The organism is Haloferax mediterranei ATCC 33500, assembly GCF_000306765.2.
GTDB classification, from domain to species: Archaea; Halobacteriota; Halobacteria; order Halobacteriales; family Haloferacaceae; genus Haloferax; species Haloferax mediterranei.
On record NC_017941.2, the window covers coordinates 2,386,156 to 2,400,105 of the forward strand.

Genomic DNA, 13,950 nt, shown 5'->3' on the forward strand with positions numbered 1-13,950 from the left:
TCAATCGTCGGCCGTTGGGGGGTCGCGGCGGCGGTCGAGGAGGGGCGTACCGTCGGCACGCGGGCCGAGCGTCGGGCCGTGTGAGCCGTCGTCGGGGTCGAGCGGGCGGCGCGTCCGGTAGTCGGTCGAGCGTTCGACCGGCCGGCGACCGATGGCGGTTATCATATCGACGTAGTCGTCGAACGAGCGGAACTCGCCGAACCCGCCGCCCGCGCGCTTCGTAATCTCCTCGGAGAGAATCGTTCCCATCAGGTCGTCAGCACCGCAGTTGAGGAGTTTAAGTGACTTCGCGTTCCCGAACTTCACCCACGACGACTGGATATGGTCGATGTTGTCGAGATAGAGCCGCGAAACGGCAACCATCAACTCGTCTTCGTCGTCGGACGCACCTTCGGTGACGAGACCGCGCTCGTAGAGCGGCGTGTTCTGGTAGACGAACGATAAGGGGACGAACTCCGTGATACCGCCGTAGCGGTCCTGGAGGTCGCGAATCACATCGAGGTGCAGCACGCGGTGTTTCTCGTTTTCGACGTGGCCGTACATGATGGTCGCCGTCACGTCGAGACCGGCGTCCATCGCGCCCTCCATCCCGGCAACCCACTCGTCGGTGCCGATTTTTCCGGGACAGATAACGTCTCGAACTTCAGGGACGAGTATCTCTGCGGCGGTCCCCGGGGCGCTGTCGAGTCCGGCGTCGGCGAGGCGGCGGTACACCTCCACGTAGCTCCAGTCGGTCCCGCGTTTTGCGTGGTAAGCCTCTTCGGGCGTCATCGAGTGGACGTGGACGCCGTCGACCGACATCGCCGCCAGTTGCTCGGTGTAGCTCCCGGGGTCTATGTCGTACGCCGCGGGCGGTTTGTAGTTCACCTCGGCGGCGGGGTTGTTGTACGATTCGAGGATTTCGCGGTGTTCCTCATCGAGAACGAGCGCCGGGTGAAGCCCGGAAACGGACGTGACTTCGTAGATACCCATCTCGACTGCGTCGGCGACGATATCGCGTGATTCGGCCGGCGTCTTCGTGAATCCACCGTGGTCAGCGTCGGAGTCGGCCTCGAAGAGGTGTGCGGTGTTCTTGAAATTACAGAACAGACAGCCCGTGGTACAAGCCGTCGTCACGTTGTTGTTGAGGTTGGCGACGAAGGTCACGTCGTCGCCGACGACTTCGGCGCGGCGACGGTCGGCGGCTTCGAGGACGAGTTCCTTTCGGTGGCGGTCGATTCCCTCGCGGTCGGTCCCCGTCGTCATCAGTTCGACGCCGTCCGCGACGGTGAGGCGCTCGCCCGCTCGCGCCTTTGCTAAGGCGTTCTCGAACGACTGGTCGGTCTCCGGGCGGTGGTCGAACCCGAAGTCGTGGGCGGCACCGGTCATGGTCGATGAGAACGCGCCACGGTCGTAAAAAACGGGGCGGTACAGGAACTACGGGTGGTCAACAACGACTGGTCGAACAGGGGGAGAAAGGATTAGTCCGCAGACGGTGTTATGTCGAGTATGGAACACTCAACGTCCCCAACCACCGAGTCCACCCTCGACGACAACGGGGAGAGCCTCCTGTTTTCGGCACTCGTCGGCGCAATCGCCAGCCTCGTTCTCTCTCCGGTTCCGGGGTCGCCAATCCTTGGCGGCGCGCTTGCGGGCTACCTGACCGGAACCGACCGCACTCTCGGCACGAAATCCGGCGCGCTCTCCGGCCTGTTCATGGGTCTCGTCAGTACCTTGTTGGCCGTCGTCTTCCTCGGGTTCTTCGGTATTTTTGTTTTCGCCAGCGCGCCGTTCGACTTCAGTCTCGGATTTCTCGGGGTCGCCACCGTCGCTATCTTTGGACTTCTTATCGGTCTCGTCTACACCGTTGGCCTCGGTGCACTCGGCGGCTATCTCGGTGCGTACCTAAATGAAGAGTTCAACTGAGCCGATTCGAGCCATCCAAAACCGAATAGTGGTCCCCCGCCTCAAACGAGTTCTTCGACCGCGGGCAGGAACTCCGTGAGGTCGTCGCGAACGACCCGGTCTGCACTGCTGTCGTACTGCGTCTCGTCGAAGTTGACGACGACCAGCGAGCCGTCTTCGGCGGCTCTACCGGCGAGTCCGGCCGCCGGATGAACCGTCAGCGACGACCCGAGCGCGAGAAACACGTCGGCCTTGTCCGCCAGTCGGTTGGCCTTACTGTAGGCGACGCGCGGAAGTCGCTCGCCGAACAGCACGACATCGGGTTTGACGATACCGCCGCACTCGCCGCAGGTCGCTGGCGCGTCACCGGCGCGGACCTGTTCGAGCGCCGTTTCGGCCGCAAAGTGGGATTCGCAGTCCTCACAAACGACCTGCGAGGCGTTTCCGTGGAGTTCGACGACGCGGTTCGACCCGGATTCACGGTGGAGACCATCCGTATTCTGTGTGATGACCCTGTCGAGAATGCCCCGTGATTCGAGTTCGGCGAGCACGTCGTGACCGGCGTTCGGGGCCACGCCATCGGGAAACATCCGCTCGTGGAGGCGAACGCGCTCCCGCCAGAACCCCGCCGGGTCGTTCACGAAGCGGTCGCGGTGAAACGACGCCGGGTCGAACTCGGTGTTCCAGATGCCGTCGTCGCCGCGGAAATCGGGGATGCCCGAAGCGGTGCTCATCCCCGCGCCGGTGAAAGCGACGACGAACTCGGCCTCGCGGAGTCGGCGGGCAACCCACGCGGCATCGGATTCGAGGGCAATGTCCATAGCCAGACGGACGAGTTCCGAGCGAAAAAGCGGCTTGATTTGTCGGTGTTCGAGTTCGTGTATATATTAGGACAAAGTAAGTGCGAGATGCGCACAGAAGTGGAAGGTTCTTAGTGTGAAGAGCGTGAGGGTCGACCATGACCAGCGTGAAGGACTTCCGCGTCGAGGAGGAACCGACGGCGACCGACCTCGGCCGGGGCCGCTTCGTCTTTTCCGACCGCTACTCCGTGTTCGACTGGGGTGAGATGCCCGACCACATCCCGAACAAGGGCGCAAGCCTCTGTCTCATGGGCGCGTACAACTTCGAACTGCTCGACGTGAACCACATTCCGACCCACTACCTCGGGGTACTCGAAGACGGCGAAATCAAGGACCTCGAAGAGTGCGAGTCGCCGCCGACGGAGATGGCAATCGAACTCACGCAGGTGCCTGACCTCCCGCACGACGACGGCGAGTACGACTACGACGCCTACCACGAGACGGCGGGCGACAACTACCTCATCCCGCTCGAAATCGTCTTCCGAAACACCGTTCCCGTGGGGTCGAGCCTCCGGAAGCGCGGCGAACCCGCCGACTACGGTCTCGATGTCGACGAGTGGCCGGACGAAGCCGTTTCACTCCCCGACCCCGTCGTGGAGTTCTCCACGAAGTACGAAGAACAGGACCGCTATCTCGACCGCGAGGAAGCCGACTTTGTCGCTGGCGCAGTCGACCTCGACCGCCTCGAAGAACTCGCGCTCGCCGTGAACCACGTCCTGAACGAGCAGGCCGTACGCGCCGGGTTCGACCACGAAGACGGGAAAATCGAGTGTCTGTACCACGACGGGACCGTGAAGGTCGCGGACGTGGTCGGCACGTTCGACGAAAATCGCTTCTCCTACGACGGCCAGCAGGTCTCGAAGGAGGTCGTCCGCCAGTACTACAAGCGCGTCCAACCCGAGTGGGTCGACGCCGTGTCCGCCGCGAAGCAGGAAGCCATCGAAACGGGCGAACCCAACTGGCGCGAGGCGTGCGAAATCGAACCCGAGCACCTCCCCGACGACATCGTAACCGCACTTTCGGACATCTACTGCGCGGGGACGAACGCCTACGTCGATTACGACTGGTTCGACGCGCCAGATATCGAGGACGCGGTCGAGCGCGTGCAAGAGCTGTAACTCGGTCCGCACTACCAACTCGGTCCGCACTACCCTCCGAAACCGCTGACACGAGACGGGAAGGCACTTGTCTGCCTACCGTCACTATCGGGGCATGCCCTCCCTGCCCTCCCGTCGAGCATTTCTCGCTACACTCGGAACCGCCGCGAGCGTCAGCCTCGCGGGGTGTAGCGGTCTCCGCAGGAGATACTTCCCGCGGTCGCACACGAACGACGCTGACCTCTCGGGTGACGACGGCCCGTGGCCGACTCTCGGCCACGACGCCCGGCGAACCGGGTCGACGCCCGCGAGTGGTCCCGACGAAGGGGCGGCGCTCGGACTCCACGCCGAAGCGAGTCACTACCCAGAACGGCAGGTCGTCGTCGGGTCCGACGTGATTCTGTTCACGGTTCGTCGATGGCGGGAATACGAGCACTCCGACCTGTTTTCGGGAGTCGTCGCCGTCGGCCGACACGGTGGTGAACACTGGCGCTTGGAAGCTAAATCAGATATGGGCGTTCCTACGGTCGTCGGCGACACAGTATTCATCGAGGACAGAGTCGGCACGCGCGCCGTCGATATCGAGACGGGCGACGTGAACTGGACCTACCGAAGTGGCTACGGGTTCCCCCACGTCTCACCCGCAGTGACCGAGGGCCGAGTGTTCATCGGTGGCCGCGAGTTCCTCGCCCTCGACGCGGTGACCGGGAAACGACTGTGGCAGACCGACGAAGAGATGCCCGCCGTACAAACGTGCGCCGCGACAGACGAGTCCGTCGTCGTCTCGAACGGGTACAACGAGAACGGCGGCGGCCTGTTCTGTCTCGATGCCGCAGATGGGAGCGTTCGCTGGGAGTCGTCGATACCCGTCGTTCACAACCCGGCCGCCGTCGGCGACGAGGCGTGTTACGTCGTCGACGACAGGGGCACCCTGCGGGCCGTCTCACTCGCTGACGGCGAGGAGCTGTGGACGCAACACGCCGCCGGAATCAACGGCGGATACGACAGGTACGAACAGGCCGTTCTGGCGGGTGATACCGTCCTCTCCAGTGGTCGCGACGACCCGCTCGTTGCCTACGACCGGAAGACGGGTAACCGAGTGTGGTCTGCAGGACCGGCGGGAGAGCGGTACCACGTTCCAGTCGTCGCTTCCGATGGCATCTACGGCGTCACCCGCGAGGGTACCGTCTTCGAGGTCGGTTTCGACGGAACGGAGCGCTGGCGACGTAGTATCGACCTGACGGTGTCGGCGTCACCGTCACTCGCGGATGGGTCGCTCTACATGGGTGGTCGAACTGGCGAGCGTAGCGGGGAGTGGGAAGGTGGGTTCTTCCGGTTCGGTCCGTGAACGCCGGCCGCGTCTCGGACCGGATTGCTCGTACTGCTCGGTGAGAGGCGGAATCGAGGTCGGAGGCGTGTTTTCGGAGTCGTTCGACCTCGGCATCGAGGCCGCCGGTGGGTTCGCCGAGGCCGACGACAAAAAAGAGACCAGTCTCAGTCTTCGGACGGTTCGAGCGTAAGCGCTTCTCGCTCGCCGCCGAGCCCGTCGATGAGACCGTCGACCGGCCGGTCGGGGTTCAACGCCTGCGCTTCGCGGGAGAGCCCGAGTTGGTAGTCCTCGGCGTCGGTCTCCGAGCGGAGGCTGGTGCGTCCACGGTGAACCGTAATGTCGTCGTTGAGGTGGAGCTTCACGGCTTCGAGGAGCGCGTCGGCCTCAAGCGGTTGCCCGCGCGACTTTATCTCGTCGATGGTGGCGTCGTCGGGCACGTCGAAGGCCCGCTGGGCGATAATCGGCCCTTGGTCGAGGTCCGTCGTCACGTAGTGGGCGGTGACGCCCGCGATGCGGACGCCGCCTTCTTTCGCCTGCCGGTAGGCGGCGGCACCGGGGAAGGCCGGGAGCAACGACGGGTGGATGTTGATGATGCGGTCTTCGTAGCGGAAGACGACGTTCGGCCCGAGGATGCGCATGTAGCGCGCGAGGACGATGAGGTCGACGTCGTACTCTTCGAGGAGTTCGAGCAGGTGGTCTTCGTCCGCGGTGCCCTTCTCGTCGCCGATGTCGTGGAAGGGAACGTCGTAGTGGCTCGCCAGCGGTTCGAGCGTGTCGTGATTACCGATGACGACCGAAATCTCCGCGCCGAGGTCGTCGTTCGCCCACGCCTCGAACAGCGCTTCGAGACAGTGGGACTCCTTCGTGACGAGCACGGCGATTTCGCGCGTCTTGCGGTCCGACGGGAATCGTACCTGCACGTCGACGCCGAGTTCGTCGCCGAGGTCGGTGAGTGCGTCGCGGAGTTCGTCGCGGCTGCAGGTCATCTCCGAGGTGTCCGCGTGAAGCGTCATCCGGAAGATTCCCTCCCGGACCGCTTGGTCGAGGTCCTCGACGTTGATTCCGCGTTCGAACAGCAGGGTGGTCACATTCGCGATGAGTCCGGTCTTGTCTCCTCCGATGACCGTGATTTCGGTTAGTTCTCGCGTCATACCGTCACCTCCAGCTGTTCGAAGCTGAACATACACCGCCCTGAGTGGTCGAACGGTAAACCGCTGTCGTTCTCCGCAACGGTCCCACCTGAACGACCGTGAATTACCGGCGGACGGCTCGAACGGTGGGCAACCGAGTTACGACAGCGGGAACACCGTCGAGACGACGAGGACGACGACGAGGCCGGTTACGGAGATAATCGTCGTCAAGGCGGTCCACGTCTTCAGCGTCTCGGCCTGCGTGAGGCCGCCGATTTCCTTGACGAGCCAGAACCCGGAGTCGTTGTACCACGAGCAGATGTTGCCGCCCGCGCCGATGACCATCACCAGATACGCGGTGTGGACCGGAAGCTGACCGGTCAAGGGAGCCATGATTCCAGCTGCGGTGAGCATCGCCGCGGTCGCGGAACCCTGCGCGACGCGGACGATAGCGGCGATGAGCCACGCCGTCACGAGAAGCGGAATGCCGAAGCCTTCGAGTCCGTTTGCGATGTAGGGGCCGATTCCCGAGGCGGCGAGCAGTGCGCCGAACGCGCCACCCATCGAGGTGATGGCCGCGATGTTACCGCCGCTTTTCAGCGCCTCGGTGAGCTCTTCTTCCCACGCCGACCGCGAGAGGTCGGTCCAGCGGTAGTACGTGTAGGCTGCGGCGAGCGCGGCGACGGTGAGCGCGACGTTCTTGTCGCCGATGAACGCGATAAACGGCCTGACCTGTTCGACCATCGGCGCCACGCCTTCGAGGGCGTTGGCGACGGTGAGCGAGCCGACGAGCGCGACGGCGATGACGATAGGCGCAGTGGCTTCGAGGAAGCTCGGCAGCGACGACACGTCGCGCTGGGCGCGCTCCTGCAGTTCGTCCGTGGTCGTCCCCATCGCATCGCGGAGCGGGATGTCGATGCGGCGGTTAATCCAGCGACCGTAGACGAGTCCCCCCATCGTGGCCGACGGGACGGCGACGGTGACGCCGATGAGCATCGTGGTGCCGATGTCGGCCCCGATTTCGCTGGCGACCGCGAGCGGGCCGGGCGTCGGCGGGATGAACACGTGAGCCGTGGCAGCGCCGGCCCCGACGACGACGAGGTAGAGCGCGTAGTTGTCGCCCATCCGCGCCCGCATCGAACGTGCGAGTGGTGCCATCAGGTAGAAGACGCTGTCGAAGAAGACGGGGATGGCGAGGACCGTACTGCTCCCCCACAGCGCGATATCGCTATTGTCTTTCCCGACGAGAGACTGGAACGACCGGACAATTCGCTGGGCGGAGCCGCTTTCAAGCATCGACTTCCCGATGATTGCAGCCATCAGGATGGGGATGCCGATTCCGGCCATCCCATCCCCGAATGCCGTCGCCGTCTTCGTCGCCGCCTGAGCGAGTGTGAAGTCGGGGACGAACGCCGCGTTGACGAGTCCGACCGCGAACGCGGCTATCGCTAACCCGACGAAGGCAGGGAGGTCCAAGACGACGAGGAGAAGCACGACTAGTGCGAGTCCGACTACGAACGTCAAAAGTGGGCTCTGTGCGAATTCGAGTACCATGTGCGGGACAGTGTCCCAATCACGGGTAGAAAATGATTACTATTTGTTGTATACATGATTTTTATTAACTAGTATTATATTATTATTCTAATTGACCGCAAGCATCAGATATCGTGCGTTCAAAACCGCCTGTCGGGGTCTTCCCGGGTTGTTGACGCCTGTAGACGAGACACTCGCTCTCACCACGACGGGCACTTCACTGACCAGATCGTTTCCCGATCTCTGAGAGAGTAACCGCTAGTCCGCACTGGATGAGCATATTCATGTACAACAAACACGACCCAAAACCGTTTTTGCACATCACCACGCATCGTCACCCGATGACCACCTACACCGCGACGGTGACGGTGCGCCTCAAGCGTGGCGTGCTCGACCCGGAGGCGGAGACGACGAAGCGCGCACTGGAACGACTCGGGTTCGAACTCGACGCGTTGCGCTTCACCGAACGGTACGAAGTCGACCTCGACGCGTCGGGTGCCGACGAGGCCGCCGACCGCGCCGACGAGATGGCCGAACGCTTACTGGCGAACCCGACCATCCACGACTACGAGGTCGAGGTCGCAGAGGCTTGAGATGATTGCAGTTGTGCAGTTCGGCGGGTCGAACTGCGACCGAGACGCCGTGCGCGCGCTGGAGGACCTCGGGTTCGAAGCCGAGCGCGTCTGGCACGAAGACCAACTACCGGAAGAAACGACGGGTATCATGCTCCCCGGTGGGTTCTCCTACGGCGACTACCTGCGCGGTGGTGCGATGGCCGCACGCTCGCCCATCATGAAGACTGTCCGCGAGGCTGTCGACGACGACCTCCCCGTCCTCGGCGTCTGCAACGGCGCGCAGGTCGGCTGTGAGTCCGGTCTCACGCCCGGCGCGTTCACGACGAATGCGAGCGCTCGATTCCAGTGTGAACACGTCTATCTGCGCGTCGAAAACGCCGACACGCCGTGGACCGAAGCATACGAGGAAGGCGACGTCATCGAACTGCCCATCGCACACGGCGAAGGGCGATTCGAAATCGACGACGAAGGCTACGAAGAACTCGAGTCGGAAGACCGCATTCTGTTTCGGTACTGTGACGAAGACGGGAACATCACCGACGAGGCGAACCCTAACGGCTCGCGCGGAAATGTCGCCGGAATCCTCGGTGCGTCCGAGTCAGTGGCAGTGCTGATGCCGCACCCTGAGCGGGCATCGCTCCCGAACCTCGGCAATACCGACGGTCGTGGCGTGCTTGCGGGCTTCGACGGCTGACTGCGATAAAGAGACCGTCCGCTGCGGTGGCGGGCGGTACGGGGTCGGTTGGGCGAATGTAGCGGCGTACACGATGAGCGATGGTTGGAGTTTGGGATTTTCCGACCCGCGTACTGCGTGCTATGGAGCGAGAGCGCAAGGAGCGTCCGTAGCAACCCATGCTTCGGTGTTCTCCTCCTCGCGAATCTCGAACCATCCATCCGCATAGTAGACGGTCTTGTACGTGTGTTTCGTCATGATGGCGGGCAGTCCGGATGGACACGTCCGAACCACCAAATGTGACAATGATTCACATCCTCTTTGATACAAACGCCCTATCGACCCGTTAGGAGCCACTTACCACCGTATAGGAGTCCCTAATGTCACTAGAACCCACAAAATACGGGCCTACTATAGCCTGAGACTGGGCAAACGTACGGTGTCTGTCTCAGCGAACGAGCGGCATATTGTAGCTCGTCTCGTTGTCGAGAACGAACTCCCAGGTCGACTCGCACTCACAGGACACCTGGTCGAAGACGCTCGGGTCCTGTCGGAGGTTGAAGTCCTTGACCGCCTTGAACACGAGTTCGTCGCACTCGCCGCAGTTGTGTGCGCCGCGTTCTTGGCCGCCGCCGACGGGGTCGGAGACGACGATTGCGTCCACGTCGACCGTGTCACGGAGCGCCTCGGCGACCGACCAGAGCCACGGCGGACGGTACCCGCCGTTGAAGAACAGTTCGTCCACCATCGTGTAGCGCTGGACGTTCGTCGGGTTCATCGAGACGGTGTGGCAGTTGTCCACTGCAGCACATCGGCGGATAGAGGATTTCATGTCATCGAGCGCTTCGGGTTCCGAGAGGAACGGCGGCTTCATCAGCAGGTACGCCTTCACGCCGCCACCCGCCGCGGCCGCCTCGTCGCAGGCGTCTTCGAAGTCGGCGAAGTCGAAGTACTTGTTCACGCAGTCGTGGCGGACGCGGTCGGTCGCCGTCTCCAGTCCGATTGCCACGTCCGTTTCGAGGCCGCGGTCGGTGAAGTCAGCGAGTTTCTCGCGCGTGACGAAATCCGGCAGCGACTCGACGACCATGCGGTCGCGGTCCGAGAACGTCTCGGCGATAGCGTCGCGTGTCTCTGCGGGCACTTCGCGCTCGTCGAGGAACGACCCGGAGGTGTAGATTTTGATGAGACCGGCCTTCTCGCCGTCGTCCATGGTATCGGCTTCGTGGTCGAGACAGACCTGAATCTGGTCCATCAGCGCCTCGTGCGAGACGGTCCCGCCTTCGACGGACTCGGCGACGTAGCCGCACATCGTACACCCGCCAGCGCGGGCCCAGCGACAGCCGCCGGTGTTGAGGATAATCGTCAGCGAGTCGTACACGCCGTCGGGCGTGTTGTCCTCGTCAATCCACACCCGCGTCGGTTCGTGAGGGTCGTAGGTCTTCTGCTTCTGCGAACGGATGTCGCGCATCACCTTGTTGTGCGCGTCCATCCCGCGTCCCCGTTCGTAGACCTCGGGGCTCGGCTTACTCATTGGAGACTCCTATCGGATGGGTGCGTAAAGCCGCTTCGTCTGGGCTGCGCCGACGTCGGAGAGTGAGTTCGGGACCGGCAGGGACTCCCCGTCGAACCCGACGGACGTTCATGTGCTCGCAGGCCGTAGACGGTGCTATGGACCGCCGGACCCTTCTCTCGCTCGTCGCGGCCGGTGTCACCGGGGGAGCGGGCTGTGGAACGCCCGAAGTCGAGACTGTAACACCCACACCGGAAGCGGAGACGCAACCGCCGACTGCGACACGAACACGAACGCCTGAATCGCGCGTCGAGCGCACGCTCACTATCTGGAATCCGACGCCGATGCCGGTGTTCACGACGGTCGTCGGCACCCGCAACGACCGCGACGTATTTTTCGAGAATCGCGACCTCCTCGCCGGGGAACGAACCATGGCTACGGTTGCTGTTCCGCTCGGCGACACCGAGGTCCTCGTCGAAACTGATACGGGCGTTCGAGCCCGGTCGACGTGGACCGTCGAGACCCACTTCGACGGGTTTGCGGTCGTGCTCGGGCTGGAGACGACGGCGTTCTGGCACACCGTTTCGTGCGACCCGCGCGGTGAGTGTGCGCTCGGCGCTAGCTCCAACAGCGACATCGAATCAGCAGTCGAACTTCCGCTCGTCGGCGACGGTCTCTCGCGGTGGTACGCACCCGCTGGCGTCGTCGTAGAGAATTCCGGCCCGAAGACGACGGCGAGACTCCGTATCGACTTCCGCGACACGGTACTCGTCGACCGACGATACCGACTCCCGGCGAGAACGCAACTGACCGTGCCGGTGACCTACCGAACCGGAACCTACCGCGTCGTCGTGGAGACTGACGAACGAACTGTCGATACGACGTGGTCCGTCCCCGACGAGCCGACGAAATACATCGATTCGACGAGTGGAAAAACGGGGTGTGGGCCGGCGAATACGACATTGATGGTCGACAACCGCGACGACGAGCCCCACCGACTCAGACTCCGAGTCAACTCGAAAGGGAACGTGTTCGACCGCGTCGACTCCACGGGCGAAGTGTTCGACCGCGTCCTCGACCTCGGCCCCGACGAAACGCGCGAACTGGTTCCTGTAGCCACGTCTGGGTCGTACCATGTCACCGCGACCCTCGAAACCGGCGCGGAAGTGTCCGGGACGTGGTGGTCGTGTCCGCCGCGTGGCCCGGCGAGCGTCGTCGTCGACGCCACGGGGTCGCCCTCGTTGACCGCGGCGGGACCGCAACCAGGATGAGTCGCACAGAGTGCCGCAATGCCGAGACGGAACAGCGTCGTCGCAGTGGGGAGTAACCACGATTGGTTACGGACGTGTGAGAATCACTAACTCAGCAGAATACGTATATAACCATTGAGGATTACAATGACCGAACTTGGTGGCTATCACGACAGAGTCGCGCGTGTGGACCTGTCGGAGGACGATATTCGATACGAGGGCATCGACGACGAGGACGCAAAGAAGTACATCGGGGCACGGGGGCTCGGCGTCAAATACGTGTTCGACCAGGGGCCGGACGTGGACCCGCTTGGCCCCGACAACCTACTCGCGTTCATGACAGGACCGCTAACGGGCACACAGACCGTGATGAGTGGTCGTATTGCGGTCGTGACGAAGTCTCCGTTGACGGGGACGGTCACTGACTCGCACCACGGCGGTTGGAGTGGTGCCCGGCTCAAGTGGTCCGGTCTCGACGGCCTGCTTTTCACCGGGAAGGCCGACCACCCGGTGTATGCTGTCGTCGAAGACGGCGATGTGACGCTCCACAGCGCCGAACACATCTGGGGATGGGGCGTCCACGACACCATCGACGAACTCGAAAGCGAGGTCGACGGCCAACTCGGCAAGAACCTCTCGGTGATGGCTATCGGACCGGGTGGCGAAAACGGCGTCCGCTTCGGCTGTATCGTCAACGAGGACGACCGGGCGTCAGGCCGCGGTGGCACGGGTGCCGTCATGGGGTCGAAGAACCTCAAAGCCGTCGTCGTCAAATCCGGCACGAAGATGCCGAAGCCCGCCGACCCCGAGACGTTTAAACAGGGCTACCAGCAGGCGATGCAACTCATCCGCGAGTCGGAAGTCACCGCTCCGAACGAAGGCGGCCTGTCACTGTACGGAACGAACGTCCTGATGAACGCGACCGAGGAGATGGACGGGCTTCCGACCCGCAACGGGAGATACACGTCTACGTCGAGCGAGGCGGCGGCGAACCCAACAGACCACAATATCGAAGCCGAGAAAGTCTCCGGCGAGAACGTCCGCGAGAACATCCTCGTCGACGAACCGACGTGTCACTCCTGTCCGGTCGCCTGCAAGAAGGAAGTCGAGGTGACCACGACGGTCAAAGGCGAGGAGATGAACGTCCGCGGCGAGTCCTACGAGTACGAATCGGCGTTCGCGCTCGGCCCGAACTCGATGAACGACGACCGCGACAAGATTGCGGTCATGATTAACCTATGTAACGACCTCGGCATCGACACCATCGAGGCTGGCAACATGATTGCCATGGCGATGGAGATGACCGAGCAGGGCAAACTCGACACCCTTGACGAGGATATCGAGTGGGGCGACGCCGACGAGATGATCGAGCTCCTCGAACGCATCGCCAACCGCGACGGCGACCTCGGCGACCTGCTCGCGGGCGGCGCAACCCACATCGCCGAGACGATGGACGCCCACGAGAATTCGCTCGCCGTCAAGGGCCAAACTATCCCGGCGTACGACCCCCGCTCTATGAAAGGCATGGGCATCGGTTACGCCACCTCGAATCGTGGTGCATGCCACCTGCGTGGCTACACGCCATCTGCCGAGATTCTCGGCATCCCCGAGAAGTACGACCCTCACGAGTGGGAAGGCAAGGGCGACCTCGTCGCGCTTTTCCAGGACATGCACGCCATCTCGGACTCGTTCGACATCTGCAAATTCAACGCGTTCGCGGAGGGCATCGAAGAGTACGTCCTGCAGTACAACGGCATGACCGGCCGCGACGTGACCGAGGAAGAACTCCTCGAAACCGGCGACCGCATCTACACCCTCGAACGCTATTACAACAACCTCGTCGGCTTCGACGGGTCGGACGACTCGCTGCCGGGTCGCTTTATCCCCGGCGACGAGGCAGTTCCGGGACAGGGTGGCTCCGAAGGCCAACTGTGCGAACTCGAAGAGATGAAAGAAGAGTACTACGCGCGCCGCAAGTGGGTCGACGGCGTCGTTCCCGACGAGCGCCTCGACGAACTCGGCATCGACATCGGCCCCGGCACGGGCGTCTCCCGCGGCGACTCGTCGGCACCGGCGGACGACTGAGTCGAACGAATCAAAAGGCAGAG

At 63.0% G+C, this 13,950-nt stretch carries 12 protein-coding genes; 7 read left to right on the top strand and 5 right to left on the bottom strand.

Annotated features, from left to right (window positions below):
* Window positions 1–1,368, bottom strand: a complete 1,368-nt coding sequence (gene cofH, locus HFX_RS12245; protein WP_004059663.1) for a 7,8-didemethyl-8-hydroxy-5-deazariboflavin synthase subunit CofH — start codon at window positions 1,366–1,368, stop codon at window positions 1–3.
* Between the two features lie 120 nt (window positions 1,369–1,488).
* Here cofH and HFX_RS12250 point away from each other — a divergent pair, with 120 nt between their 5' ends.
* Window positions 1,489–1,905, top strand: a complete 417-nt coding sequence (locus HFX_RS12250; protein WP_179955339.1) for a DUF5518 domain-containing protein — start codon at window positions 1,489–1,491, stop codon at window positions 1,903–1,905.
* 41 nt (window positions 1,906–1,946) lie between these two features.
* Here the strand turns inward: HFX_RS12250 and HFX_RS12255 are convergent, their stop codons facing one another.
* Window positions 1,947–2,705 carry an NAD-dependent protein deacylase gene (locus HFX_RS12255; RefSeq protein WP_004059661.1) on the bottom strand — a complete coding sequence of 253 codons (759 nt, stop codon included), beginning with the start codon at window positions 2,703–2,705 and terminating at the stop codon, window positions 1,947–1,949.
* Between the two features lie 137 nt (window positions 2,706–2,842).
* Between HFX_RS12255 and HFX_RS12260 the strand changes: the two genes are divergently transcribed.
* Both HFX_RS12260 and HFX_RS12265 read left to right on the top strand, forming a co-directional pair.
* A complete protein-coding gene (locus HFX_RS12260) occupies window positions 2,843–3,862 on the top strand; it encodes a phosphoribosylaminoimidazolesuccinocarboxamide synthase (RefSeq protein ID WP_004059660.1) in 1,020 nt (339 codons plus the stop codon).
* Window positions 3,863–3,956: 94 nt separating this feature from the next.
* Window positions 3,957–5,189, top strand: coding sequence for a PQQ-like beta-propeller repeat protein (locus HFX_RS12265; protein WP_004059659.1), 1,233 nt, complete (start codon window positions 3,957–3,959; stop codon window positions 5,187–5,189).
* 146 nt (window positions 5,190–5,335) lie between these two features.
* Here the strand turns inward: HFX_RS12265 and HFX_RS12270 are convergent, their stop codons facing one another.
* Together HFX_RS12270 and HFX_RS12275 are read right to left on the bottom strand one after the other, a co-directional pair.
* On the bottom strand, window positions 5,336–6,322 hold the full coding sequence (locus HFX_RS12270) for a formyltetrahydrofolate deformylase (protein ID WP_004059658.1): 987 nt from the start codon (window positions 6,320–6,322) through the stop codon (window positions 5,336–5,338).
* A gap of 138 nt (window positions 6,323–6,460) precedes the next feature.
* Complete coding sequence (locus HFX_RS12275) at window positions 6,461–7,855, bottom strand: GntP family permease (RefSeq protein ID WP_004059657.1); 1,395 nt, start codon at window positions 7,853–7,855, stop codon at window positions 6,461–6,463.
* Between the two features lie 320 nt (window positions 7,856–8,175).
* Here HFX_RS12275 and purS point away from each other — a divergent pair, with 320 nt between their 5' ends.
* Window positions 8,176–8,427, top strand: a complete 252-nt coding sequence (gene purS, locus HFX_RS12280; RefSeq protein WP_004059656.1) for a phosphoribosylformylglycinamidine synthase subunit PurS — start codon at window positions 8,176–8,178, stop codon at window positions 8,425–8,427.
* Between the two features lies 1 nt (window position 8,428).
* The gene (gene purQ / locus HFX_RS12285; RefSeq protein WP_004059655.1) at window positions 8,429–9,103 is read left to right on the top strand and encodes a phosphoribosylformylglycinamidine synthase I; all 675 of its coding nucleotides are present in this window, start codon (window positions 8,429–8,431) and stop codon (window positions 9,101–9,103) included.
* A gap of 427 nt (window positions 9,104–9,530) precedes the next feature.
* Here purQ and HFX_RS12290 read toward each other — a convergent pair whose 3' ends face one another.
* Complete coding sequence (locus tag HFX_RS12290) at window positions 9,531–10,613, bottom strand: archaeosine biosynthesis radical SAM protein RaSEA (RefSeq protein ID WP_004059653.1); 1,083 nt, start codon at window positions 10,611–10,613, stop codon at window positions 9,531–9,533.
* Window positions 10,614–10,750: 137 nt separating this feature from the next.
* On the opposite strand from HFX_RS12290, the gene HFX_RS12295 reads away from it, so the two are divergent.
* Entirely contained in the window at window positions 10,751–11,863 is a 1,113-nt protein-coding gene (locus tag HFX_RS12295) for a hypothetical protein (RefSeq protein WP_004059652.1), read from the top strand.
* A gap of 126 nt (window positions 11,864–11,989) precedes the next feature.
* A complete protein-coding gene (locus HFX_RS12300; protein ID WP_004059651.1) occupies window positions 11,990–13,927 on the top strand; it encodes an aldehyde ferredoxin oxidoreductase family protein in 1,938 nt (645 codons plus the stop codon).
* The last annotated feature ends 23 nt before the right edge of the window (window positions 13,928–13,950 follow it).

Bases quoted from the DNA above. Each gene is read 5' to 3' on its own strand.
- cofH (WP_004059663.1), bottom strand. From the start codon at position 1,368: ATGACCGGTGCCGCCCACGACTTCGGGTTCGACCACCGCCCGGAGACC.
- HFX_RS12250 (WP_179955339.1), top strand. From the start codon at position 1,489: ATGGAACACTCAACGTCCCCAACCACCGAGTCCACCCTCGACGACAAC.
- HFX_RS12255 (WP_004059661.1), bottom strand. From the start codon at position 2,705: ATGGACATTGCCCTCGAATCCGATGCCGCGTGGGTTGCCCGCCGACTC.
- HFX_RS12260 (WP_004059660.1), top strand. From the start codon at position 2,843: ATGACCAGCGTGAAGGACTTCCGCGTCGAGGAGGAACCGACGGCGACC.
- HFX_RS12265 (WP_004059659.1), top strand. From the start codon at position 3,957: ATGCCCTCCCTGCCCTCCCGTCGAGCATTTCTCGCTACACTCGGAACC.
- HFX_RS12270 (WP_004059658.1), bottom strand. From the start codon at position 6,322: ATGACGCGAGAACTAACCGAAATCACGGTCATCGGAGGAGACAAGACC.
- HFX_RS12275 (WP_004059657.1), bottom strand. From the start codon at position 7,855: ATGGTACTCGAATTCGCACAGAGCCCACTTTTGACGTTCGTAGTCGGA.
- purS (WP_004059656.1), top strand. From the start codon at position 8,176: ATGACCACCTACACCGCGACGGTGACGGTGCGCCTCAAGCGTGGCGTG.
- purQ (WP_004059655.1), top strand. From the start codon at position 8,429: ATGATTGCAGTTGTGCAGTTCGGCGGGTCGAACTGCGACCGAGACGCC.
- HFX_RS12290 (WP_004059653.1), bottom strand. From the start codon at position 10,613: ATGAGTAAGCCGAGCCCCGAGGTCTACGAACGGGGACGCGGGATGGAC.
- HFX_RS12295 (WP_004059652.1), top strand. From the start codon at position 10,751: ATGGACCGCCGGACCCTTCTCTCGCTCGTCGCGGCCGGTGTCACCGGG.
- HFX_RS12300 (WP_004059651.1), top strand. From the start codon at position 11,990: ATGACCGAACTTGGTGGCTATCACGACAGAGTCGCGCGTGTGGACCTG.